This is a genomic window from Nocardia sp. NPDC004718 (assembly GCF_053601535.1).
On record NZ_JBSGCA010000056.1, the window covers coordinates 14,520 to 37,775 of the forward strand.

Sequence of the window (23,256 nt, forward strand, 5' to 3'; positions counted from 1 at the left end):
CTGGCGGAGTTGATTGTTGGGTCGACATGCCGCGTGACGGCGGGAAAACTTGGGTGTGTTGTCTGCAGGATTGTCGATCCGTTGCCTACCGGTTGGAAAACCGGCCGCGGGCACTGGCTGCTGGCCCGGCGCAGCATCACCAACCCCGGCGAAATCGCCTAGTATGTCTGCTACGGGCCGGGCCGCTCCACCATCGCTGATCTGGCCTGGATTGCTGGGATCCGCTTGGCCTGTCCCCGGTGAATGAGACCGCTTGGTTTTAGAGTCCTGTTGGCCTTGATGAGGGTCGGAAGGGACACTGAGGACGTAGCAGGACGCAAGCGGCATTCCGCGGAAGAGATCGTGCGGAAGCTGCGCCGTGCCGACGAGCTGGCCGCGGAGGGTCGCTCGGGTGAGGGGAACGCCGCCGAGCTGAAGGTCTCAGCGGCCACGCTGTACGACTGGCGCCGCCAGTATGGCGGGATCGACACCGATGCGGCTCGGGAGTTGAAGGAGCTGCGGGAGCAGAACGCGCGGTTGAAGCGATTGCTGGCTGAGGCGGAGTTGGAGAAGGACGTGCTGCGGGAGATCGCCAAGGGAAATAATGAGCCCGGCCGCTTGCGGTCTTGTCGTGGACATGCTGAAAGAGGGCATCGCCAACGCTGGACTCGATCCCGCGCCGCCCCCGATTCGCGTAGCGACTCGGTGAATGCCAGTGACGGGAATTGCTCAGGTTCAACCGGCGGATGCACCAAAGCCTGCTGCAGAGAAACGGGAATATGCTGCGCGGCCGGGTGGGCAACGCTTGGTAGAGCACTGAGGTCACCAACGGCGTTGTCGTACTCGTCATGACGCGCCAGCCGAGGATCCGCCGCGATGCACGTCAGTACAGAATGCGGTGTAGCGAAAGCCGGAAAAGGGCGCGCAGTGTGAAATCGGTAACCCGCCACTAATCCGGCCGCGAGGATACCGACCACACATTCGATCAGTCGACAGTATTTGGGATTTCGGTGGGAGATTCTTGCCGTATCGACGGCTTGGTGTGCATGATAAAGTTTATCAGGCCACCGTGCATTAGTGTTCTGGAGAGCGGCTGGCCGACGCCGCGACCGCTGCCAGCTTCACCGATGTTAGCTCCGCAGCTGAAACCTATGTCTTCTTCGATGTTGCCACTCGGTCCCCCACTTCGCTGACTCGAATTTCCGGCGGTAAAGCGCTGACATCGACGGTAGAGACGACGCGGTCGGGCCTGAAAAATGCTGCAGCATCGCAACACGGATTCTGCGTAACTCGATTAATTTTCTTCAGTCGAAGTCTGCTATGTTAAATTTTTCCTATGCACCATCTGCACGCTGGTGATATTCATGATTCTTCATTCTGTCCGAATTAGATTATCGAGGAGGCGTATACCTGACGCATGCCTGGAGGCTACCGCGTCGCTGCGCGCTCGCTGAGGTATTAGCTATTGCAAATAATAAAGCGATCATGATAACGGCGCCGTACCTAGTCTGAAATATTTGCAAGAACACAGATCTATCTTTCGGTACCGTCGGCACTGTGGGAAAATTGCGTCACATTTTCAATAGCGCGGTAAAGAAAAGGATAATCGGCAAAAATCGAGGCATATCTCCTGATTGACTCCGTGAATCAGCTAGTATCCGATGGTTCCGAAAGGGTGTCGTGGATATCGTATTGCCAAGTGAAGTGGTTTACTTCCTTAACCTTATCGGCATCCCTTTCCCGGATGTCAATGCAGACGATGTCCGCGCGCTCGGTAAGTATATTCTCGACTTCGCAATAAGCGTTCAGCATTCGCATGAGGCTGCGACGGGTGTTATCACCGATATAGGTGCAGTATATTCGGGTGAATCGTACGATGCGTTGGTGGCGGCGTGGGCGAGGATGAGCGCCACGCATATGACTGAGCTAGATGATGCTTGCAGGGTCGTGGCTACCGCTCTGGACATCGCTGCGGAGGTGATAGTAGCAGTTAAGGTGGCGGTGCTAGGCGAACTTGCAGCGCTTGCCGCAAGTTATGTGGTTGTCCTTGCCACGCCGGGCGCATTTGCTTTTAGTACTGCCATCCGGGAAGTTACCCGTAGGTTGTGTAATGGCATGGAGGAGATGCTGGTTTCTTATATCGCTGCAGAAGTGATCGGCAAAGCGATCCAACCCTTGGAAGACACTATAAACAGCCTCATAAAGGAGACGGTGCGAGAAGCTGTCGGATTGCCGAACGGATTCGGAGCACAAGCGCCGCCGTCTACTGCGGGTGCTCATGCGCTAATTATAGAACCGCAAGAGGTCAACCGATACGCAGACATCCTCGATCGTCATGCCGAAGATATTTTGCAACACGCTAGAAGATTCGCCGACAACGTGGCAGAGTTAACATTCACTACATCCAATAGCTGGGATAACATCGAGAATCCAACATTTTCTGCGGAGTGGGATAGCCTGGCCTCCGCGCCGAGATCGCTGCACGCTAGTTCCGGCGCCAGTGCCGATAAGCAGTGGATTCCGGTTGACTCTGAGCTACCGCTACTAACAGCTAGACCTGGCCTCATAAACGGGACAGAATTCGATGTGAACTCAGGCCATTCACTGTCGGCCAACACGGATGAGAAACTGTCGGCCAACACAGATGGGAATCATTCGCTTTCCAACGGTAGGCCTAGTCCACAAGCCACCGCAGCCGAGAGGGATGGCGGCGATCGCAGCGCAATGACTGAACGCGATGCCGCCCCGGGAGCGCCGAATCCCTGGCCCGAGAGAGACAATCAGAGTCCGCGCTGGACTGACGCCAACAATCTTCCCCCCGAATACCCGAATGGTCGAATTACAGGGATGGGGCAGACGTCGGACGACTATATCGGCGCACATTCTTCGGTTGCGGATGCGCAACAAAGGGTCGCTTCGAGTGCTGAGATCGTAGCATCAAATGGCGAAGCTCATGCTGGGTTTCCTAAGCAAGCTGATATACAGGAAGGGCAATTGTTGCCAGGGCAGCCTCAGGCGGCCCCTCAGATTCCGTCGCATAATTCTCCGTGGGGGCGTTCCGCTTATCCGCCAACCCCGCGGGCCGACGCCTCGCAATCTGTTGGACGACAGCTGTCCGCAACTGCCGCTAGTCCCGCTGCACGGAAGCCGAAGAAGACTCCGTGGTCGAAGACCCGCCGTAAGGCACCCAACGACAAGCCTGCGGTGGCGAAAGACGGTATCGTCGCACCGCCCTTGAAACCATCCATCAGCGCGCCGGCCAATGAACGATCCTCCCGAGATAGAAACAAAGACATTGACAGCATCACCGCTGAATCCGGTGAACCGTATACCGTATCCGGATCGATCGAACCGGTGCGCAAACATATAGTCATCCCGCCAACTCGCTCGTGAAAAAGTAGATGTGGGAGGTCGGCAGACCTCCGGCGCGGTAGGTGATGGCCAACTTGCGGATCTCCCGATCGACATCAGGTGCCCGCTCACCACGGCGGCCCCTGCGTTGCGGTTGGCGAGCTGGTCGGATCGTTCGGGAATGACGGCGGATACGTTTGCGCCGCAGCAAGGAGCGGTTGGCGGCCGAGGTGTATACGTCTTGCCGGTGATCACCACCTATGGGTTGCGCCGTGGTGGACCGCCGTCGAGCCGGGGTACCGCGACCGCCTCAGCGCCGGAGGCGGTGCGCAACGGCGCAAGACCTTGGTGGTGCGCGGAGCCGGCAGTCTACGGGAGGGGTTCGGCTGGCTCACCGGCGTTGCGGTTCCAGGTGGATTGAGACTGCTGCACCCCACATCCAGGTCTCCGTCATCGATGGGCGGCTGACCGTGCGCCACGCCGATAGAACCATCCCGAACGGCACCTCGCTGAAACTGGGACAAACGGCTACGAGAGTTCGTGCGCCCGCACGTGCTGATCCCCGACGACTTCGGGATACGAGAGTTGACCGCGGTCCAGGCCGACGACCTCTACTAGCTGATCGGCGAACGCGCCGCGGCCGGCGGGTCGATGATCTTGACCTGCAACCGGTCCCCGGTCGACTGGTATCCGCTGTTCCCGAAGCCGGTCGTCGCCGAGTCGCTGCTCGACCGGCTGAGCAACACCAGCCATCGGGTGTTCGTGAACAGCCCATCTCACCGGCCCAACAAACGGCCAGGCACCAAGAACCACCACGATATCCAAGACACCCCGGAAGGAGGTCGAGTAGAACATGATCTAGGACCCGCCACCTGTCCGATTACGTGAACGACGGGGTGGGGGATTTAATAAACGCTGACAGACACGCCGCGGTGCTGGGCACCTGCGCGGCTCATCGTAACCGGATTCCCGAGCAGTTCGCCGCCCAGGCCGCTGCCCGCGGTGAGGTGATCTGGGCTCTGGACGAGCCGGTTGCGTTGAGGCCCGCCCAGGTGCAGGACTGGTACATCGAGGTGAAACGGGGCGCCGCCGAAGCATCCGACACAGCTTTCCCTTCGCAAGAGAGATTGCGCAGCGTAGACAACCAGTTACACCGATGCGGGCAACACGCTTTTCAGCGAGAAACCGGAACAGCGCGGCCAGTCCCGTGCGCAGCTCCCCGGGGTCGCGGGAGAACCCGACCCGCACCCGGTCCAGGCGGCCGAAGCACGAGCCCGGGACGACCAGCACCCCGTATTCCGCCAGCAATCGCTCGGACAGCACGGTGATGTCGATGAAATCCCCGCAGGCGCGGGAACGCGATGACCCCGCCCGAATAGGCGGCGCTCGCCGACCTTGCCGACGACCTGAAACAGGAAACCGAACGCAACGGCGGCCACCGCCCGAGACGGCCCCTGGTCTCGGCCGACTATGTGAGCTGGACTCGGTCCGCGCCGATGGAGACGCCGACGATCGTGCATGGTTCGGTGCCGTTGTTGCGCCAGGCGTGCCGGGTCCCGTTCTGGATGACCACATCGCCTGCCCGCAATACTCGCTGCTCGCCGTCATCAAGATCCAGTGTGACCTCGCCCGAGGCGACCAGAACGTAGTCGAGGGTGTCGGTGGTGTGCATCCCGGCGACGTCGGGCTCCTGGACGGCCATCGCTCCCGGCATCTGCCGTTCGAGTTCATGCAGAGCCTCGGTCACGTCGAGGTCCGGAGGCGGGACCATCTCGCCCGGCGGGATCGTGTTGATCATGAAACGCGATCCATCTCGGGGCGGGTACCACGCCTCGGCGCTGCGCGGGGAACCGTTGTCCGGGAACGTGGGTCGTTCGTCTCGGCCCCACAGCCGGTAGGCGGCGAAGCCGGGCATCAGCTCGGTCGTGATGGCCTCGACATGACGGTCGTCGACCACGCGAGACTTACCCTCGGGATCGTGCCCGGTGACCACCCGCCGAACCGTTGGATGCTTCATCCGATCACTCCTTGATACGGTACCGTATGGATACGGTATCGTATCCATACGGTACCGTATCGCGCGTGCGAGGGCTCGTCAATACGGTGGCGTATCCTACCCCTGTGGTGAACGAGTCGACCCGGCTGTCCGCCCGGGATTGGGCACTGGCCGCGCTGAAGGCGATCGCCGACGGCGGGCTTGCCGCGGTCGCGGTCGAACCGCTGGCGCGCACACTAGGCGTGACCAAGGGCAGTTTCTACGCCCACTACAGAAACCGAGACGAGCTGATCGAGGCGGCACTTGGCGAGTGGGTACGCCGCCACGGCGAAGGCGGACTCGCCGAATTCGCCGCGATCGCCGACCCGGCAAGGCGACTGCGCGAACTGCTCACCACCGTCGTACAGGCCGTCCAGCCACTGGCGCCATCAGTGCACCTGAGCCTGCTCGGCGACCGCAACGATCCCCGAGCCCAAGACGCGATTCATCAGGTGAACCGGGCCCGACTGACACTGCTGACCCAAACCTACCGGCAACTCGGCCTGCCGCCGGACCGCGCGGCAGGCCGAGCGCGCATCGCCTACGCGGCCATCCTCGGCCTGTTGCACCTGGCCCAAACCGACAAAGACTCCCCGACCTCGGCTGCGCTACCAGACGAGGTGGCCGCAATCTTCATTCCGACATGACCATTTGCGCTGGTCCAACACCGCCGCTGGGGCAATGCAACGCACGCTCCATGCCGGGTCCCTTTGTCCTGCTGCGTCCCGCTTTGCTTCCGAAATAGCTTCGCCATAGGGATCTTCTCGACCGGGCAACTCTGCTGGGCGCACGCGGCGAACCAGAGTGCCATGCCGAACAGGCATTCATGACAAACTCGAGGTCATGGCCACACCGCCGGAATCGACTAAGACCTCGCTCCGGCAGCGGCTGGCCGCCAATGCCACCGAATGCTGGCCGCATTTGGCCCGAGTCCACGTTCGATACCACGGCGCGTTCGCCTACGTCACCGGTGAACTTGCCGACTGCACCACTCTGCCGCTGATGCGACTGCGCTACACCGGATACGCAACCACCTGGGGATTCGCTATCTATCTCGCCAGCCAAGACGGCTACGAGGACTCCATCCTGCCCAGCCGATATCCCGCCGGCACTTCCGCCGAAGCCCTCGACTGTGCCTGCGGCCTTTACCTCAACGACCCACCGCCTAGCAACCCCCAACGAACCAACGGGCGCACCCACTCGCCTCCGCTGGCGACCCCTCCTCCCACACAGCTCGGCTCTCGGCTAATGTTTTGCGATACATCAACGCGGCCAACAACTCCCACCGAAACCCTGATGAGGTGGCCCAACGTCCACTACGCGTTGGCAGTCTCGTACGCATCAACCACCTTCGCCGAAATCCGTCCCCGGCTGGAGACGTCCATGCCCTTCTTACGGGCCCACTCGCGGATCGCCTGGGTCCGTGCGCGGTCGGCCGCCGGCTGGGCCTGGCCCTTGCCTCGTCGAACGCGACCGACCCGGCGTGCGTGCGGTGTCCACTGCTCGAACAGGCCACGCAGCTGGCCGGCGTTCAGCACCGAGAGATCCATCTCGTAGGCCACGCCGTCGAGGGCGAAGGCGACCGTTTCTTCGGCCGGGGATTCGCCGTCGTAGTCATCAACCAGTTGGACGGTGATCGTGCGCGCCATAGAACTTCCTCCTGATTTGGGTCAACAATGGTGAAACATCATCGTAGTCCGCGCACCCGACCCAGCTCCCGAAGCTGAGACCGGCCTTGTTCACCACCGCCTCGATACACCCAACTCAATCATCCGGCCGAAACCGTGGCCACCGGCCGCCTCACGCCACGACGTCACCGCCCTACCTCCCGTATGTAAAGAACCCTGGCCTGTGGGGCGGTCACCGCGTCCGGTCGGGGTTCACTTATATCTGTCGGGGCTGCGGAAACCTGAGCCTACGCATGGCCTCTGACTGCGTGATCGCTCTCGTAGGTGCGCCAGTCCTTCGAGTATCCGTGCTCAGCCACCGCTCCGGCCGCATACGGATGAGAATCGATCCCGGCCTGACATTCTGTTCGGCGTATGCCGTGCCCTCCTGCTCACCGAGATACCGGACCGAAATAAGACTGGCCGTTTCGACGGTAGCCGCTTCGACACCGGTGACAGATCCTTCCACCGCGACATACCGGTACGGAAGTGTTTCCGTTTGAGCGGTAAGGGAGAAACGGCCCGCGGCGCGGATCAGCTTCTCCTTCACCGACTCGGTATCAGTCCAGATGTGTACCTCACCACCCGGTTCGTAGGCGTACCAGATAGGCACCGCCAGCGGTGCCCCGTCCGGCCGTTCGACAGCGATCACCCCCACGTGAAGTTCGGCCAGAAACGCCTAACGCTCTTCATTGGTGATCGTCGGCATCGAACACGGTCCTTCTGAAGTCGCCGAAACTGACAACGACAACAGTCCACAGCGACGATGTATTCCGGCATTTCGGCCGGACCCGCGCAGCACGATGACGACCTCGCGGCCGGCAATCGCGGTATCGGCCAAACGGCGCCGGTAGTGCCTGTGCAACCGCCGCGACGGTATCGAACAGCCCGGACATGCCACCGGCTCCTCCCAGGTGGCCGCCTAGATACGAACCGTGGAACCCGCAACACCAACCGCACCGATGACCGATCGACACAGCCAGCCGGGGCCGGGCCGGAGGGGTGAGCGGTGGTCTCCCACGGGTCTTCCGGGAATCGCGGCCATGGGCAAGGGGTACCCCGGCTCGCGCGGCGGCCACCGTGTCCGTCGGGATCACTCCCGCCGGGAGGCGGACATCAACCGGTAGGCCGCCGTGATAAGAAAGATCAACGCGCCGATCATCACGACCGTGATCGCGACGTTCGCGACGTCGGGTACCTTGCCGCCGATGAAATGCTGCTTGATCAGGTTGGCTACGACAATCACGACGACATACACCCACCACGGCGCCCATCGGCCGTCGTTGGCCTTGTTCTCGTTCTCGGCCAATTTGCCCTCCTTACGCGGTACGCGGACACACCGTCGACATAGTTTTCGATCTCGGCGGCACTGTCGGCGATGATCACGGGACCGGTGAACGCCGCGGCTCCGGCCGAAACAAAATTCCCCAGAGCGTCATTCGCGCGTTCAGCCAGGTTTCGGCTTCCAGATCACCCGGTGGTGAGACCCTACAGGGCCTCGACGCCCGCGGCCCCACTGCTCGACAGCGGCCCCGGTCTGCTTCATAGAAACCTTTGACACCGAGGAGGTAGTCATACATTCCGCAGGAACGTCAGTATCCACCTGACGGGACCCCGGTGTTCGGTCCAGGGATTGTGAGGGCCGGTCATTGATGTGTGCAGATCGCAGCGTATCCGGCCGGGGTGCGATAGCCCAGGGCCGAATGCCTCCGCCGCTGGTTGTAGTCGGTTTTCCAATCGGCGATCACGACCCGGGCCTGGGTTAGTGACCAGAAGTTGTTGATGTTGAGGCATTCGTCGCGAAGACGCCCGTTGAAGGACTCGATACAGCCGTTGCGCCAGGGCTGACCAGGCGGGATGAACGCCAGCCCGACACGTTCACCGGCCCAATCGGCCATCACCGAGCACGCCAGTTCCGGTCCGTTGTCGCAGCGCAGCACCGCCGGATAGCCTCGCTCGGCCGCGATGCGGTCGAGTTCGTCGATGAGCCTGTCGGCGGTGATCGAGCGCTCGACCAGCCCGCCCAGACATTCACGGGTGTGCTCGTCGACGATGGACACGATCTTCACCGGTCGGCCGTCGGTGGTGGCGTCGAACGGGAAATCGGTCGCCCACACCCGATTCGGTGCGTCCGCGGTCACGCCGGTGATCGTGGAGGTGCCGAGGCGTTTGCGGCGCCGCCGGACCGGCACTCGCAGCCCCTCGGCCCGCCACAGGCGCTGGATCTTCTTGTGGTTCACCGTCCATCCCTCGGCGCGGGCCTCGTGGTAGGCGCGGCGGAATCCTTGCCGTGGATGGGTTTTCGCCCACTGCCGCAACCATTCCCGTAACCCGGAATCCGGGTCGGTGCCCCGCTGGTCGGCCGGTGGACGGCGTTGAGTGCTGCGATGCTGCCCGGTCACCCGACACGCGGCGCGTTCACTCATCCCGAACAATCGTTGCAGGTGAGACACCGCCGCGCGCCGGCGTTCCGGGTCTAGAAGTTTCCCTTCGCGATCTCCTTCAACGCCGCCTTCTCCAGCTCGGCCTCGACCAGCAACCGTTTGAGCACGGTGTTCTCGCGTTCGAGTTCCTTGAGCTTCTTCGCGTCGTCGGCCTTCAGGCCGCCGAACTGGTTGCGCTACCGGTAATAGGTGGCCTCGGTGACCTGCAAGACCCGGCACACCTCGGCCACGTCCTTGCCCTCGGCCAGCAGCCGATCGGCCTCGGTCAGCTTCCGCACCACCTGCTCAGGGGTGTGTCGTTTACGCGTCGCCATGATCCTTGTCGAGCCTTCCCGCCCAAATCCTGGGCATTCAGAAACTCACAAACCCCGGACCGAACCAGAGGGGTCAGGTCACACCCGCTGTCACCCGTTTCTCATGCCCGAGGGCGGGGCGGTGTTCATGTGAGGCATCGGGCGGTGTGTGGTGCGCAGTAAGCTTGACCTTGACACCCTCGGTGGTCCAGGCCGCGTCCGCGATCGTGCGCGGCGCCCGGCCCGCCGTACGGCGGGGTCGAGCACCGCTGGCACGTTCTTGTCGCCCTGGTCGTTGAACCGCGCCCCGAACGCGGTGTAGTACCGCCACAACAGGGTTGGTCGCCGATGCGGGCAATGGCGGCGACCCGTGCCGGCGCGGTGTTCACGACCAGTCCCCGTCCGCCAGCACCGGCTCGCCGCCGGGTCGCTTGATGAGCGTGACCGCGCCGATCGCGCCGGTCGCGGTGAAGCCGGATGTGCACGCCGCGCGGGCCGCCGCGACCAGCGGGTCAGCCAGGCTCGGGGCAGTTCGGACGCCGCAGCGACGACCCGGGTGACTGTGTCGCGGGCGTCGTCGGCAGCTAGCTGCGCGACCGGCCGACCAGCGCAGCCAGCAGATCCAGGTCCTTACGCGGCACCCTTCGGGATAGCGCCTCGGCACGACCCAGTCGGCTTCTACGACTTCGTGACCAAGAGTCACGCAAACGCCGTACGAAACGGGCCTGATCAACCGAGCGGTTGCCCCTAGGCAGCGCAACGGCTCTCGCCTATGACTAAGGCCTATCTATGCGGCGATTCTGGTTGAGGTCAGGCTCTCAGAGGTGGACACGAGAGCAGGTTCACGGCACGAGAAATGGACATCACGATGCACTACTTCGCTTCCGGATCCATGAACGCGCCGATCGCAGATCGAACGGTATCCGGCGTCGATCGACTTCAAGTCGTAGATCTGACAACACCAGCAAATCGACGCCCTCTTGATGTCTGGTGTCGTAGCAGTGGTTGGCGCGGGAGCCGTAGAGCACATCTAGCCCTCTTAGAGCGACGTACCTGTAGTCGAGAAGCACGGATGATGCCTACGACACCCCTCATACAGAACTCACTCTCGCGACTTATAGCTTCCTACTCGCCACAGGAGTATCACCCATGACCGACCCACCGGTTTTATATTGAGGCGGTAGGTGGTATCGGTTTGGATGTAGCGCCGTCGCTGGCACAAGGACTCTCCGCGCCGGCCTTTAACATTGGTCGATATCGCCAATTCCGACCTGAGCAAGTCAACATCTATTGGCAACCGACGTGGGCGCCTTCGCTACGGTCACATCGCCTACGCGATAAGCCATAAAATACTTCGCCGAGCAGTGGATTTACGGCGCCCGGTCGGACACCGAAGGCGACGAGGACACGCGGCCTGAAGCACTTATATGCTTGCCGATACGACTGAATTAAATATCGCAGGACAAACCATGAGATAGCCATAAGACTTGCCGACCAAGCGCCTGAACGGTCCACCGGTTAATTTCATCCAAGTAACTTGGTAAATATAATTCTAGTGCATATATGGTCAAAATAATCCTATACGGCACCTAGCCACCTCTGTGAACATCCAAGTGCGCTGATGGAGGAGTCGTTGAAACACTCCTGTCTGCATGAGGTGATGGTTGCGCATAGTGCAACTGGGTGTAGTTGCATTCGATTTGAAGGGGTACCCGATGGTGACAGTTTTTGGCATGGAAATGGTGACGCGTTTCAATTTCCAGCTGACGGCGGTGTGACTGCTAGTTACCGCCCGTCTTTGGCATTCGACAAGATGTTGATCCGGATCACTCGCATAGGCGACAAGAGACCACACCACGCGAAGCACGCCACCGACGCCGTGAAGGCCGAGTTGCCATGTGCGTCGTAATAACAAAAGTAACGGAGATAGGACGCGGGACGCCAGAAGACGTTCGTATACCATTTATATACAGATCTCCGCATTCCCATCTTCTTGCGACGGTGCGTCGCAATTACGCCGGGCATCTCAAGGCTGTGGAATCTTTCCCGCGGCCAATAGTCCTGCACGCAACGACTGGGGTACAGCTTGTCATCCGACTCGACGAAACGCAAGGCCATTCAAATAGCTTCATAAGGGGGCCGAAAGACTCTCCAAGACTGCTCGATCTCACGTGTGTCAATACATACCTTGAGCTGTGGCTCAACCCATTGGGAGCCTACTCATTGCTCGGCGCGGGCGCCGGCGCCGTTTTCAACGCCCCCAGTGGGGTCTTGATTGACTTCGTTGATGTGGTTCCCCAAGCTCGGGAGTTGGTGGAGAAGATTCGTGACGAGCAATTTTGGCCTGCCCGGTTTGACATACTAGACCAATTTTTGTTGCACCGCCTGGAGCGGGGGCAAGGTGTTATGGCCGGCGTGCACAGGGCTTGGCAGCTTCTGGTAACCAGTGGAGGAGCAATGCCTATCGCGCGCATTGCCGAGTCTGTCGGATGGAGTCACAAACACCTCATCACCAAATTCACCCAACAAGTCGGCTTGTCGCCGAAAACTGCCGCTCGAATAATTCGCTTTGATCGCGTACGCAGTCTTCTTCGGCAGAACCCACACCCTCCCCTACATCAGATAGCGGCCGACTGCGGATACGCCGATCACTCACACCTCGATCGCGACTTTCGGTCCTTTAGTAGTTTCACACCTTCTGGGTACATTGCACATATTCGTGGCCCTCTGAACGAAAGTTTCCATCCCCATAATTTTAAAGAAGAATCAATTTCTTCACGACGCTCGCCGAAGCCTCACCCAAAGCCGTCAGTAAGCTGTCAAATAAGATAAGCGAGTGGCCGCAGAATTCGTGAGAATTGTTTTCCTCGCTATCGCCGCTTGGGCCTACAAGTTCACTCAAGGCCCTTGCCGCTCCCGGCGAAAGAAGTCCACTCCCGCATTGCTCACGCGATGGGATTTATTGCCTTATATTTTGTACGGGCACGATCTCGCATGCAGATTTTCGCCGCGCTTACATTAAGTGCGTCCCAAATCCAAGTATCCGGGTCTGTCAATTACGACTGAGTGCGGCTGAGAAACCGCCTCGGCGATCGAGGAAGTCGCGTGTGCGCATCTTCAAATATCTGCAAAATGCATTGATAGATCAGGCAAATGCTGCGCACCAGCCCTCCGGACTGTGGCCGCGGATGCAGGGCGCAGCGTACTCGGCCGGAGTCATGCAGCCCAGCGCCGAATGCCGATGCCGACAATTGTGATCGGCCTTGAAATCGCCGATCACAGCCCTGGCTTCGAGCACGCTCGTCCAGTGGTTTCGGTTCAAGCATTCTGTCCGTAGCCGCCGGTTGAACGATTCGACGTACCCGTTGTTCCAGGGTGTGCCCGGCGGAATGTAGGAAATCCCGACCCTGTCGACACAGAACCGTTGCAGAGCGTGAGAAATCATCTCCGGACCGTTGTCCGTCCGCAGCACCCGCAGCGGGCCACTAGCGGTGGCGAACGCCTTCTCCAACTCGCCGACCAGCCGCTCGGCGGTGATCGAACGCTCCACCACATGCCCCAGGGGACTCGCGGGTGTGTTCGTCGATCATCGACGCGATCTTCACCGCGCGGCCATCGACAGTGGAGTCGAACTGGAAATCCAGCGCCCACACCACCTTCGGCGCATCCGCGTCGACCGCTGGTACCGACGAGACCCCTGCTCGCTTCCGCGGGTGATGCGCGCGGACCTGCAGGCCCTCTTCCCGCCAGAGCCGGTGCACCTTCTTGATGTTGACCTCGCTGCCCTCGTCGAACCGCAACCCAGCCCACGCCCGCCGGAACCCATGACCTTGATTCCTGACCGCATACGAGCGCAGCCAGACCCGCAATCCCGCATCCGGATCAGCCGGTGTCTGCGCGGCCGGCAACCGCCGATAGCTCGACCGGTGAAGCCCGACGATCCTGCACGCGAACCGTTGCAACATGCCCTTGACCTCGCAACGCATGTCCACGGCACGCCGCTTGGCCGACGGGTCTAGAAGTTTCCAGTCATGATGGAGTTCGCGCACCGCACCGACCGAGCCGGGTCTGACCCAGAATTTTCCTGACCTCCACGGGGTGTCTTTCGAAGGACCCGTCGGCCCGCGTCCCGGTTGGTGCGGTGGGCGCAGCATGATGGCAATTTGCTCACCGCATCGTCCGGATTCGGGTGTGACTCCGAAGTTTCCTGACCCCTGGTGGTGTCCTTCTCGGGACCGGTCGGCCCGGGTTCGGACCGGTGCGGTGCGCTCCCCGAAGTCCCACCCAGGTCCTGCGCATCCACGGTCGTGACCTGATAGGAGCCTGCCGATGCCGGCCCATGACTGGCCTGTCCGACCCGCCGCACCACGCGCAGCACCTGCCGATCCTCGAGAAAGGCAGCACCTGCTCGATGAGCTCTACCCACTGCGCGGCCCCGGTGATCTACGCTGGTGTCGACACCCACGCCGGCACCCATCATGTCGCGATCGTCAACGAGCACGGCAAGAAGGTCGCCGACCGCGAATTCCCGACCACCTCAGCTGGATACGCTGCGATCGAGCGTTGGGTCACCAGCTTCGGACTCCTCGCGCGGATCGGTATCGAGGGCACCGGATCCTACGGGGTCGAGCTGTCGCGCTACCTGCACGAGCGCGGCCACGACGTTGCCGAGGTGGCCCGCCCGAACCGCAGGCTACGCCGCTCCCACGGCAAGACTGACACCATCGATGCCTACGCTGCAGCGCGGCGGCTCCTGGACGAGTCCGGCGTTACCGCACCGAAAATGCGCAACGGCGCGATCGAATCCGTCCGCGCGTTACGCGTGGCACGCAACAACGCGGTCAAAACCGCCACCGCCGCACTCAACGCGCTGCGCCGCCTGGCTCGCGCCCAACTGCTGGCCACCTGCACCGCATTCAGGCCTGCCCCCGCCCGCCTCGCCGATCCACTTCAGGCGACCAAGCTGGCGTTGCGCTCACTCGCCGGACGGGTCAAGCAGGCACACGAGCAAGCCGACCTGCTCGAACGACACTTGCATCGACTGCTCGAACAGGTCGCTCCGAAAACCCTGAACATCTTCGCACTCGGCCCTGATACTGCTGCGGCACTGGTGATTTCGATCGGCGACAACCCTCGGCGACTGATCAGCGAGGCGGCCTTCGCCCACCTCTGCGGGGTCGCACCGATCCCAGCGTCCTCCGGCAAGACCGTTCGACACCGCCTCCACCGCGGCGGTGATCGACAAGCCAACCAGGCCCTGCACACCGCAGTGATCGTGCGCCTGCGCTACGAGGGGTGTGACCCGAATACGCAAGAAAGGGGCAATAGCGGGATCCGGCAGGGTATATGTGGGATCCTCCCGGTGGCTGGGGCTCCCGCTGCTTGTTCGGGATGGGTTATTCGTCTTCGGGGGGGAAGGCGCTGTCGAAGAAGGTGTCGTCGGCGTCGTCGGGGAGTTTGCCGTTCATGACCAGCGCGGTGCGCAGAGGGGTCGATCCAATTGCCACTCGTTCTAGAAGTCGTGCCACCATCATTGGGGAGCGTTCCGGAACCCGCGTGCGGAAACGATTTTCGGTACGGTTTCGTCGTCGCGATGGATCAGCACCCGGCGGGTGGTTGGGATCTCGGCTACGCGCGGGTCAGCTCGACCAAGCAGAGCCTCGGCCGTCAACTGGCCGCGCTCGCCGCAGCCGGGATTCCGCATCCGCGGATTTACATGGATAAGAAGACTGGCGCGACCGTCGATCCGCCCGGCCTGATCAGGCTTGTGGCCTACGCGCGGCCTGAGGATCGGATCGCGGTGCACCGATCCTTGACCGTGTCGACACAGTCGACCAAGCCGGCGCCGAATGCGGCGTCACCCCGGTTACCACAGCCTCAGGCAAGACCAGCGACGTCTACTTCCGCTGGGCGGCCAACACCCGGGCCCGCAAAGCCATCACAGCCTTTGCACACAACGCGCGCATGCAATCCCCTGGGCTGCAAAGCTTTCTCTTCCAGGCCCTCACCAGGGCCAACAGGACTCTAAATCCGATCTCATCCCCCAGACAGGCCACGGGAATCGGGGAAAAAATCCCATTCCTAATACCACCACGGTTGGTCGATGTGACCAAAGTCGCGGAAGTCTCCGAATCGGCCCGAATAGAACACCAGGCCCGCGCCCTCGCGCCAGCGCATACCGGTCACCGCCCCATAGAACACTCGATGATCGCCCACGTCGTGCGTGGAGTGCACACGGCACTCTAACTGAGCGAGAGCGTCTGGAATCAGCGGCACCCCTGAACCTCCGATGTCGGGTCGGATATCTTCGAATCGTGCGCCTCCTCGTGTGGCGAACCGCCGAGCGACGGACTCTTGACGTGAGCCGAGGATCGACACAGCAAAGATACCCGTCGCATCGATGGCTTCGGTCGTCCGGCTGCCATGAGTGAGACAGACAAGCAGAATGGGCGGATCGAGGCTCACCGAAGTTAGCGAGTTGATTGTCATAGCGGAGGGCCGCCCCGTTCCGTCGTCTGCGCTGACTACGGCGACACCGGTAGTAAAACGCCCCATGCTCCGTCGCATGTCCAGTGGTGTCGGACAGTGAAAAGCTTGCAGCATCACGGCTCCTACCTGCTGTGGTATCGGACTTCGAAGGTGACCACTCCCTCGTCGGTACGCCAGGGGCCGTGCGGCATGCCGGGCGGTCTGCAGGCATACATTCCTGCAGTAAACGTTTCGCCAAGGGTCAGATCGATGAAGGATCCGTGAAGAATATAGACCTCCTCCCAGAAATCATGCTTCTGCACACCCATCGGTGTGGAATCCGCACCGGGCTCGTACCTCAGGATACGGGTCGCGACATTCCCCTCCGAGTCGCGGGCAAGAATACGCTCAGAGATGGCAGGATCGTCGCCAGCACAGATTGTGAACGACACATCGTCGACGGGGAAGAACTCCAGCTCAGGTTTGGCCATCACGTGCTCCTATCAGGCTTCTGCCACTTTATAGTTGGCAAGAAACTGCTCGACGTCGTTCAGCAGTTCATCGTAACCGTAATTACGGTAGGTATACGCACCCTTCACAACGAATGGCGCTCCGGCATAGAACATCTCATATTGCTGGTGACGGCCCGCGAACTCGGAGCCAATGATGTCCCAAGCGAGCTTGAACAGTTTGATCCGCTCCTCCGACGACACGCCGGGAGATTGTACATAGTGCGTTACGTCACCGGCAGTTAGCGGGCTGGTGAGATCCGCGATACTGGATGGCAGTTGCAGCACTCCCCCGCCCACCAAATCACGCAAGATAGACAATACCCGCGGGTAGATCTCAGATTGCAGGCCCATGGAGCCATAGAGGGCCCGCTTACCCGGCACCCACTGGCCCGCGTCATCTTCGGTCGCAGTGTATTCTGCAGCCAATACAGCTGATTCGACCCCAGCGATAAGCGCGGCAAGTTCGCCCAGCTTTTCTTGCACGCTCGGTATCTTGTCGACACCATTCACCTGCGTTACCCGCCGCGCGACCCCCGCGATGAACCGGAGCTTTGTGGCGAATCGGATTTGAGCTTGCCAATTGCCGAGCACATGCGCGCCGGTGTCGAAGAATTGCCGCCGAACCCCGACAGTGTCGCGATCAATGAACACGCGGTCCCATGTTACGAGTACGTCGTCGAACACCACGAGGGCGTCCGGCTCGTCGTAGCGACAAGTCAACGGATAATCGAAGTCGCTAGTCGCGACTGGCGCGTATGGACGGCGACAGTACAATTTGAGGCCCTGCGCGTTGGCGGGGAGTACGAACGACACTGCGAAGTCCTGGTCATCCGGCCCCAATGGCTTTATACAGGACACGAAGATCTCGTCTGCGATGGCGGCGCCGGTAGCAAGCATTTGCGAGCCCCGCACGATCAGTCCCTCGTCGGTCTCACGCACCACTCCTACCTGCAGGAATTCGCCGTCCCATCCCGAGGCCGTCGTCGCCCGCGATACCTGCGGCGGGATAATCGCGTAAGAAACATACAGATTTTCGTCGAGCAGTCGCCTATGAAAAGCAGTGACATTGGCAGAGAAATCCCGGGCACCTTCAGTGAACACCTGCGGGTGTGCAGCCATGGCAGCGACGAAGGTCCCAACATGGTCGGGACTGCGGCCTACCCAGCCATGGGTGTGTCGGGCCCAAGTCTCGATTGCCTCACGACGGGCGCGCAGATCCGCAGCACTGCGTGGAATCCCGAAGACCCGGTTCGCCGTGTCCCCGGTCTCCGGTGCGATGTATTGCATGCCTGACGCCGGATCGGCCGCCAAATCGAACAGTTCGGCAATGGTTCGCGCTACAGGCGCGAACGCTGGGTGAGTTGTGACATCGCTAACTGGTTCACCATCAATCAGGATAACCCGCCCATCATTAAGCGAGTCCAAATACTCGTCCCCAGTTCTCATCGTTTATACTCCTTCAACAGTGTAGGTATGGCGAAGTACGCGCCCATCGGGCAACGCGAGTTCAAGATCCCATTGAGCTCCGAAGATGAATTGACCATCGAGCAGCGGCAGGGTGCCTGCAAAGCAGACCAGGTCCCCACCGTTGTCACCAACCCGCTCAGCTACGACATCCAGTAGATCAGTGGGTGTGCGCAGCGTAGCGAGGGTCCCGTCTTGGTAGAGGCGGCCGTCCACCCAACTTCGGGCACGGCAGGCGTCCCAGTCGAAGTCTGTCCATTCGCCGACCGCAACGACTTTCGTGCCGATCGGTTTAACGCAAGCCTGCTTTGACTCACCGATGTCGACAGTCTCAAGCTCGCGATCGGTATGATCGGAACCGATGCCGAGGTAGTACCGACCGCCGTGCCTCAGGATCACCGGCTCGACTTCGCCGGAGGTCTTAGCCCCTAACACCCTATTCACGGCCGCCGTGGTGACGCTGGCGTTCGAGATCGGATACAGCATGGGCACCGCCTCGGGAGGAGCGACCCCAATCGTGGCCAATTCCTCGATGTGCTGGTGGACAGCGGCGGCATCACGCCCTGTGTAGCCAGCGACCAGCGTTCGGGCGCGGTCGAACTGGAGGACTTCATCAGAACCAAGAACCGTGCATACAAGCGAACCAGCGCCAGTCATGTCGACACCTCAAACTCGTTCAAGCAGCGGTAGTCGTCTAGTCCATCAGCAAGCACAGGGAATTCGGCTCTAGTACGAGCGACTACCGAGAGATCGATCTCGGCGACCGTAAAGCCTTCCGAGTCCCCCGCCTCGGCAACCACCTCTCCCCATGGATCGACGATCCGGCTGTGCCCGCCGAGCTCGACACCGTTGTGCGTGCCAACTCCGTTGCATGCGATCACGACAACCTGGTTATCCACCGCCCGTGCTGCAGTGAGCAAACGCCAGTGCGCCAGCCGAACTTTCGGCCAAGCGGCAGGTACCAGCACGAACTCGGCTCCAGCGTGAACCAGCTCAGCCCACAACGCCGGAAATCGCAGGTCGTAGCAGGTGGTCGCCGCAGTCCTACCAAATTCGGTCGATGCAACACTAAGCCGGTTACCACGTAGCAGTAGCTCCGCCTCACGAGACTCGTAGCCGAAGACGTGAATCTTGCTGTAACGGTGAACTATTCGGCCATCAGGGCCAATCAGTAGTGCTGTATTGCGCAGGCCACCGCCTGAAGCACGCTCCACAATGCTTCCTGCGTGAACGTAACAGCCGCGAGCACGTGCGACGTCTTGAATAGTTTGCACAGTGGAGCCGTCCAAGTTTTCTGCGGCTGCAGGATAATCATCAAAGTGGTTATACCCTACTCGCCAAAGTTCAGGAAGAACTATCAGATCAGCGTTCTCGTCGAACTCGGTGAGCGTCCGGCCGACCCTTTCGAGACGATGCTGCGGACTTTCATCGTCGGGACTGGCAATCTGCGCCAGTGCAATTTTCACGGTGCCCTCTCAATCGTATATCAGAATCGCGGCTGCTTGAGTGAGCATTGAGTAGTATCAAGATGTTCACGTACGGCGCGGATGGCGACCTCGGTGTCTTGCGCTGCCAGGGCGTCAACGATCGCGGCGTGTTCGACGAGGACCTGCTTCTTCCTGTGTTCATCGGAAAGTACGATTCGAACGCCCATCCGCATCTGCCGGTCACGTAAAGACCGGTAAAAATCCAGCATCACTTGATTACCTGCGGCCTTGATTACTGTGGTGTGGAATTCAAGGTCGTGAGCAATGAACTCGACGGGGTCGGTGTCCGCTTCCTGCCGATTCACCAAGTCGTGCAGACGCTCTGGGATCAGCCCAGGGTTCGGGGCAACCTGGGAAATCGACCACTCTTCTACGATCCGACGGGCCTGCATCACGTCATCGACATCCTTGTCCGTCAATGCCGGTACGTAAGCACCCTTATGCGGCACACGCCTAACGAAGCCCTCTGCTTCTAGCCGCAGCAGAGCCTCACGCACCGGCGTACGCGAGGTTCCCGATGCCGCAGCGACCTGAGTCTCGGACAAGAACAACTCTTCATCGCGGGGTAAGGTGAAGATGGTGTTTTTCAACCATCCATAGGCCATATCCGGCGCAGAGATCGAGCTGATTCTTGGCATCGTCATTATAGGTGCCTTTCCAATTTCGTCGCGAGAGTGCCGTGATCGCCAAATATGCCAGCTTGCGTCGGTCGGAGATGATCCAGGCTGTCAACTTACGCACTCGGAGCTTGAGCCGAAGAGCTTGGGTACATACGAGTTGCAGAGGGATCAGCATGAAGCCTCCCAGTTGGGCGGCCAGAAACCCGAACGCGTACGTCCTCAGTGCTGGAGATCGTGGCGTCCGAGGCACTCCCTGAGGAGAAGACCGCAGCGCAGCCCCTGCTGCGGCGCTGTAAGCCAGATGTCGTACGTCTCTACCGCCGTCCGTTCCCATACGAATCGAGCCCGCGTTCACTGCCGCACTCATTTTCTAGCCACGCAGTGAACACTGTTTGGTAGTCGTCATGCCATCTCCTCACCGATTCGCATCTACAGGATCATCGCGTCACGCCCGCCTCGGGCATATCAGTGACAGATCACTGGATGAGGGCCTTGAGCCATGCAGCAGATCCAGGTTCACGTGGGGCGAGTCACGATGTATGTGTACTAGTTGTATACGATCAGTCTACAATCCGCAAGGGTGCAGCCTACTGCTTATAGCCGAAGTAGCCGAAGCCCTTGGTCAGCCGCCCGATCCCTAGCCTCGATCTTTCACCGGGCCTTCGGCCCGGCGTGATCGGGTTCGGATTGGTTTCCCGCGGCTGATCAGCAGCCGGTGGGCAACCGTGGGTAGCCCGGTCAGCGGATGGCTGCCGGGTTCCACGGGCCCGGACGAAGGTCTTTTCATCGGTCATCGGGATGGTTCTTGGCTGGTCATCCTGGTTGCAGGCGGTCAAGGGCGGTCAGTAGCAGGCTGGTGCCGCGGTGGTGTCGGGATAGGCGCAGGTGGATGCGGCGGGCGTGGCGGGCGATCCGTGCGGGGATCGAGAACATTTGCAGGCGCAGTGTTTTCGGTTCCCAGCGACGGGCGGGATGGTCGCGCAGGGCGAGGGTCTGGCACCAGGCGGTCAGGTCGAGGGCGAGCGCGACGATCGCGACCCAGATCCGGTTCGCGTTGAAGGATTTGAACGGCAGGTTGCGCAGCCCGGTGTCCTTGGCGGCGCGGATGCGATCCTCGCAACGGGCGCGGCGGCGGTGCCGCAACTCCAGGTCGGGGAGCTGCCCGCGGCGGGTGTTGGTGGCGAACGCGGTCACCCGGAGGCCGTCGAGGGGGCGCCGGCGTTGCCCGGACGCAGTAGCTCGGCCAGGGGTTCGCCGGTGCCTGCCTGGCCGTGGTCGACGAAGGCGAGTAGTGGATGGAAGCCGAATCCTCGTTTGAACATCGGTGCCGCGTGTTCTTTTTCCGAGTGCGAGTCGACCAGGGTGGCGTCCAGATCGATGGTCAACGGATCCTGCGCGGTGATCTCCGCATCCGGCGCATGGTCGTCAGCGGCCCGCCAGGCTGATGCCCGGGCGATGGCACGGGCTGAGGCGATGGCGGCCAACGCTTTCGGCGCATCGACAGCCAGCGTGGTGATCAGCCGCGATACCGTGGGATCCGACGCCACCGAACCGAACACTGCCGGTTCGCCACGCAACAACGCCAGGTCAGCGTCGCAGTCGCCGCCGACCGCGACCGTCACCGCCAGATCCAGCAGGACCTTCCCCGGATCACGGACCGCCAGCGGCTTACGCCACGGCGCCAGGACCTGCGACAACGCCCGATCCAGACCGGCGGTCGCCGCAGCGCGCACCAGCACCACCGCCCCGGCTTGCGACACCACACCCGACCCGACCTCGTCAACTTTCGGCGTCGGGTACCACGACGTAGACTTCCGCACCAGAAAGGTGCTCCTCACACTGCGTACTTCGATCCTCAGCAAATCGTATTATCGCAGCTCAGAGCACCCTTCGCCATTTCCCGGCCACCACCAACACACCCGCCATGATTGGCCGAGGCTAAAGTCTCACCCGCCAGCAAGCAGACCCACCCGGCGCATCCAGCTCCACGTCCGTGGCACAACTGTGCGGGGCGAGCAACAGACAGCGAATACGCCCACAGGGACCTAAGCCTTAGTTCCGTCTCTGAGCAGGCGTTTGGACACTTCCGGCGATCATGGTCGAAGCCCTTAATGAACATGCGCGACAGAAAGACTCCGATAGCTACAAGGCATCGGCGCACAGTATTCTTCCACACGGGACCGCTCGGGGCTTGTCTCCGTTTCGGCGCGAGCCGTACCGACGCCCAGCCGGCGAGCCGATGCAGTGGTCGACCCGAGGCTGCGACACGGGCGTTGCGTACAGAAGGGTCGAGGCGGTCGTCGTATACTATTGCTTGCTACGTGCACCTGGCTGCTGGGATTACCCGCGCGGATTACTGGCTGTGACTCCACCAGCGGACATACTGTCCTCCTATAGCCGACTAACAACTCACCGACAAGCGACCCCTTGGTCAACCCGTCGAAACAGGGCCGCGCTTGTCCGTCCCTGAGACGGTGCGCGATGGCATGTAGTCGGCATAGAGGACTTTCAGGATGAACGAGGTCACGTTGTTGCAGGAAGCGGCACCGCCCAGAAGACAAGCGAAATTTCTTCAAGCCGCCTCAAGGCTCGATACGATCGAATGACGGGATGGATTCGCCGAAGGCAGTACATACGTCTACTGGGGACATGCATTTGAGGGGGCATGAAAGCCCCGCTGGGCTGCGTCGCGCAGATTCGACTTCCGCACCGGCTCCCGAACACTGAGGCCGGGCGAGCCGATCTTGTCCATCAGCGGGATAATGCTAGACACTTAACAAAAGCACCCTTATTCTCGTTACGCGATTATCTGAAGGAAAAATGAAATCGGTCGACATGGCTCGGATCGCGGCTGCCGCGCGGCTGCTGGACCCGGTGATCCGGCGCACGCCGCTGCTGGCCTCGCGAGTGTTGTCCGAGCGCGTGGGCGCCGAAGT

General features: G+C 61.2%; 20 protein-coding genes and 4 pseudogenes. 8 read left to right on the forward strand and 16 right to left on the reverse strand.

What is annotated here, in order from left to right; all coding sequences use genetic code 11:
• Positions 1-93 precede the first annotated feature (93 nt).
• The 4 genes and pseudogenes from ACWEH3_RS30175 to ACWEH3_RS30190 form a co-directional block, all read left to right on the forward strand.
• Positions 94-225 (forward strand): annotated as a pseudogene (locus ACWEH3_RS30175) (IS701 family transposase); the annotation flags it as partial.
• A 54-nt stretch (positions 226-279) separates the two neighbouring features.
• Complete coding sequence (locus ACWEH3_RS30180) at positions 280-831, forward strand: transposase (RefSeq protein WP_452358430.1); 552 nt, start codon at positions 280-282, stop codon at positions 829-831.
• An 828-nt stretch (positions 832-1,659) separates the two neighbouring features.
• Positions 1,660-3,372, forward strand: a complete 1,713-nt coding sequence (locus ACWEH3_RS30185; RefSeq protein ID WP_450023255.1) for a WXG100-like domain-containing protein — start codon at positions 1,660-1,662, stop codon at positions 3,370-3,372.
• 480 nt (positions 3,373-3,852) lie between these two features.
• Positions 3,853-4,131 (forward strand): annotated as a pseudogene (locus ACWEH3_RS30190) (ATP-binding protein); the annotation flags it as partial.
• A gap of 667 nt (positions 4,132-4,798) precedes the next feature.
• Here ACWEH3_RS30190 and ACWEH3_RS30195 read toward each other — a convergent pair.
• Positions 4,799-5,347, reverse strand: coding sequence for a cupin domain-containing protein (locus tag ACWEH3_RS30195; RefSeq protein WP_450023253.1), 549 nt, complete (start codon positions 5,345-5,347; stop codon positions 4,799-4,801).
• A 104-nt stretch (positions 5,348-5,451) separates the two neighbouring features.
• On the opposite strand from ACWEH3_RS30195, the gene ACWEH3_RS30200 reads away from it, so the two are divergent.
• A complete protein-coding gene (locus tag ACWEH3_RS30200) occupies positions 5,452-6,012 on the forward strand; it encodes a TetR/AcrR family transcriptional regulator (RefSeq protein ID WP_450023251.1) in 561 nt (186 codons plus the stop codon).
• 669 nt (positions 6,013-6,681) lie between these two features.
• Here ACWEH3_RS30200 and ACWEH3_RS30205 read toward each other — a convergent pair.
• The 5 genes and pseudogenes from ACWEH3_RS30205 to ACWEH3_RS30225 form a co-directional block, all read right to left on the reverse strand.
• Positions 6,682-7,014 (reverse strand): histone-like nucleoid-structuring protein Lsr2, encoded by a 333-nt coding sequence (locus tag ACWEH3_RS30205; protein ID WP_450023249.1) that lies wholly within the window; start codon positions 7,012-7,014, stop codon positions 6,682-6,684.
• Positions 7,015-7,327: 313 nt separating this feature from the next.
• Positions 7,328-7,705: pseudogene (locus tag ACWEH3_RS30210) on the reverse strand (pyridoxamine 5'-phosphate oxidase); the annotation flags it as partial.
• A gap of 6 nt (positions 7,706-7,711) precedes the next feature.
• Positions 7,712-7,933, reverse strand: a complete 222-nt coding sequence (locus ACWEH3_RS30215; RefSeq protein ID WP_450023247.1) for a hypothetical protein — start codon at positions 7,931-7,933, stop codon at positions 7,712-7,714.
• A gap of 192 nt (positions 7,934-8,125) precedes the next feature.
• On the reverse strand, positions 8,126-8,341 hold the full coding sequence (locus tag ACWEH3_RS30220) for a hypothetical protein (RefSeq protein WP_450023245.1): 216 nt from the start codon (positions 8,339-8,341) through the stop codon (positions 8,126-8,128).
• Between the two features lie 337 nt (positions 8,342-8,678).
• Positions 8,679-9,790, reverse strand: a pseudogene (locus ACWEH3_RS30225) (IS3 family transposase).
• A 2,436-nt stretch (positions 9,791-12,226) separates the two neighbouring features.
• Between ACWEH3_RS30225 and ACWEH3_RS30230 the strand changes: the two are divergent.
• Positions 12,227-12,601: a helix-turn-helix domain-containing protein gene (locus tag ACWEH3_RS30230; protein ID WP_452358434.1), complete on the forward strand. Its 375-nt coding sequence runs from the start codon at positions 12,227-12,229 to the stop codon at positions 12,599-12,601.
• A 313-nt stretch (positions 12,602-12,914) separates the two neighbouring features.
• Here ACWEH3_RS30230 and ACWEH3_RS30235 read toward each other — a convergent pair whose 3' ends face one another.
• Together ACWEH3_RS30235 and ACWEH3_RS30240 are read right to left on the reverse strand one after the other, a co-directional pair.
• A complete protein-coding gene (locus ACWEH3_RS30235) occupies positions 12,915-13,322 on the reverse strand; it encodes a transposase (protein WP_450023241.1) in 408 nt (135 codons plus the stop codon).
• Positions 13,255-13,818, reverse strand: coding sequence for a hypothetical protein (locus ACWEH3_RS30240; RefSeq protein WP_452358431.1), 564 nt, complete (start codon positions 13,816-13,818; stop codon positions 13,255-13,257). The genes ACWEH3_RS30235 and ACWEH3_RS30240 overlap by 68 nt, the downstream gene beginning before the upstream one ends.
• 290 nt (positions 13,819-14,108) lie before the next feature.
• Between ACWEH3_RS30240 and ACWEH3_RS30245 the strand changes: the two genes are divergently transcribed.
• Positions 14,109-15,239 carry an IS110 family RNA-guided transposase gene (locus tag ACWEH3_RS30245; protein ID WP_450023237.1) on the forward strand — a complete coding sequence of 377 codons (1,131 nt, stop codon included), beginning with the start codon at positions 14,109-14,111 and terminating at the stop codon, positions 15,237-15,239.
• Positions 15,240-15,362: 123 nt separating this feature from the next.
• Entirely contained in the window at positions 15,363-15,797 is a 435-nt protein-coding gene (locus ACWEH3_RS30250) for a recombinase family protein (RefSeq protein WP_450023235.1), read from the forward strand.
• 53 nt (positions 15,798-15,850) lie between these two features.
• Here ACWEH3_RS30250 and ACWEH3_RS30255 read toward each other — a convergent pair whose 3' ends face one another.
• The 8 genes from ACWEH3_RS30255 to ACWEH3_RS30290 form a co-directional block, all read right to left on the reverse strand.
• The gene (locus ACWEH3_RS30255; protein WP_452358432.1) at positions 15,851-16,372 is read right to left on the reverse strand and encodes a flavin reductase family protein; all 522 of its coding nucleotides are present in this window, start codon (positions 16,370-16,372) and stop codon (positions 15,851-15,853) included.
• An 8-nt stretch (positions 16,373-16,380) separates the two neighbouring features.
• Positions 16,381-16,728 carry a cupin domain-containing protein gene (locus ACWEH3_RS30260; protein WP_450023233.1) on the reverse strand — a complete coding sequence of 116 codons (348 nt, stop codon included), beginning with the start codon at positions 16,726-16,728 and terminating at the stop codon, positions 16,381-16,383.
• A 12-nt stretch (positions 16,729-16,740) separates the two neighbouring features.
• The gene (locus tag ACWEH3_RS30265) at positions 16,741-18,195 is read right to left on the reverse strand and encodes a 4-hydroxyphenylacetate 3-hydroxylase family protein (RefSeq protein WP_450023231.1); all 1,455 of its coding nucleotides are present in this window, start codon (positions 18,193-18,195) and stop codon (positions 16,741-16,743) included.
• Positions 18,196-18,198: 3 nt separating this feature from the next.
• Positions 18,199-18,870 (reverse strand): DUF2848 family protein, encoded by a 672-nt coding sequence (locus tag ACWEH3_RS30270; protein WP_450023229.1) that lies wholly within the window; start codon positions 18,868-18,870, stop codon positions 18,199-18,201.
• Complete coding sequence (locus ACWEH3_RS30275; protein ID WP_450023227.1) at positions 18,867-19,679, reverse strand: carbon-nitrogen family hydrolase; 813 nt, start codon at positions 19,677-19,679, stop codon at positions 18,867-18,869. The genes ACWEH3_RS30270 and ACWEH3_RS30275 overlap by 4 nt, the downstream gene beginning before the upstream one ends.
• 20 nt (positions 19,680-19,699) lie before the next feature.
• Entirely contained in the window at positions 19,700-20,344 is a 645-nt protein-coding gene (locus ACWEH3_RS30280) for a GntR family transcriptional regulator (RefSeq protein ID WP_450023225.1), read from the reverse strand.
• Positions 20,345-21,133: 789 nt separating this feature from the next.
• The gene (locus ACWEH3_RS30285) at positions 21,134-21,628 is read right to left on the reverse strand and encodes a transposase (protein WP_450023283.1); all 495 of its coding nucleotides are present in this window, start codon (positions 21,626-21,628) and stop codon (positions 21,134-21,136) included.
• Complete coding sequence (locus ACWEH3_RS30290) at positions 21,511-22,140, reverse strand: transposase (RefSeq protein WP_450023223.1); 630 nt, start codon at positions 22,138-22,140, stop codon at positions 21,511-21,513. The genes ACWEH3_RS30285 and ACWEH3_RS30290 overlap by 118 nt, the downstream gene beginning before the upstream one ends.
• Positions 22,141-23,256 lie beyond the last annotated feature (1,116 nt).

Excerpts from the sequence above, each read along its gene's own strand:
- ACWEH3_RS30180 (WP_452358430.1), top strand. The coding sequence starts at position 280 with ATGAGGGTCGGAAGGGACACTGAGGACGTAGCAGGACGCAAGCGGCAT.
- ACWEH3_RS30195 (WP_450023253.1), bottom strand. The coding sequence starts at position 5,347 with ATGAAGCATCCAACGGTTCGGCGGGTGGTCACCGGGCACGATCCCGAG.
- ACWEH3_RS30280 (WP_450023225.1), bottom strand. The coding sequence starts at position 20,344 with ATGACGATGCCAAGAATCAGCTCGATCTCTGCGCCGGATATGGCCTAT.
- ACWEH3_RS30270 (WP_450023229.1), bottom strand. The coding sequence starts at position 18,870 with ATGACTGGCGCTGGTTCGCTTGTATGCACGGTTCTTGGTTCTGATGAA.
- ACWEH3_RS30245 (WP_450023237.1), top strand. The coding sequence starts at position 14,109 with ATGACTGGCCTGTCCGACCCGCCGCACCACGCGCAGCACCTGCCGATC.
- ACWEH3_RS30205 (WP_450023249.1), bottom strand. The coding sequence starts at position 7,014 with ATGGCGCGCACGATCACCGTCCAACTGGTTGATGACTACGACGGCGAA.
- ACWEH3_RS30265 (WP_450023231.1), bottom strand. The coding sequence starts at position 18,195 with ATGAGAACTGGGGACGAGTATTTGGACTCGCTTAATGATGGGCGGGTT.
- ACWEH3_RS30255 (WP_452358432.1), bottom strand. The coding sequence starts at position 16,372 with ATGCTGCAAGCTTTTCACTGTCCGACACCACTGGACATGCGACGGAGC.
- ACWEH3_RS30260 (WP_450023233.1), bottom strand. The coding sequence starts at position 16,728 with ATGGCCAAACCTGAGCTGGAGTTCTTCCCCGTCGACGATGTGTCGTTC.
- ACWEH3_RS30230 (WP_452358434.1), top strand. The coding sequence starts at position 12,227 with ATGCCTATCGCGCGCATTGCCGAGTCTGTCGGATGGAGTCACAAACAC.
- ACWEH3_RS30250 (WP_450023235.1), top strand. The coding sequence starts at position 15,363 with ATGGATCAGCACCCGGCGGGTGGTTGGGATCTCGGCTACGCGCGGGTC.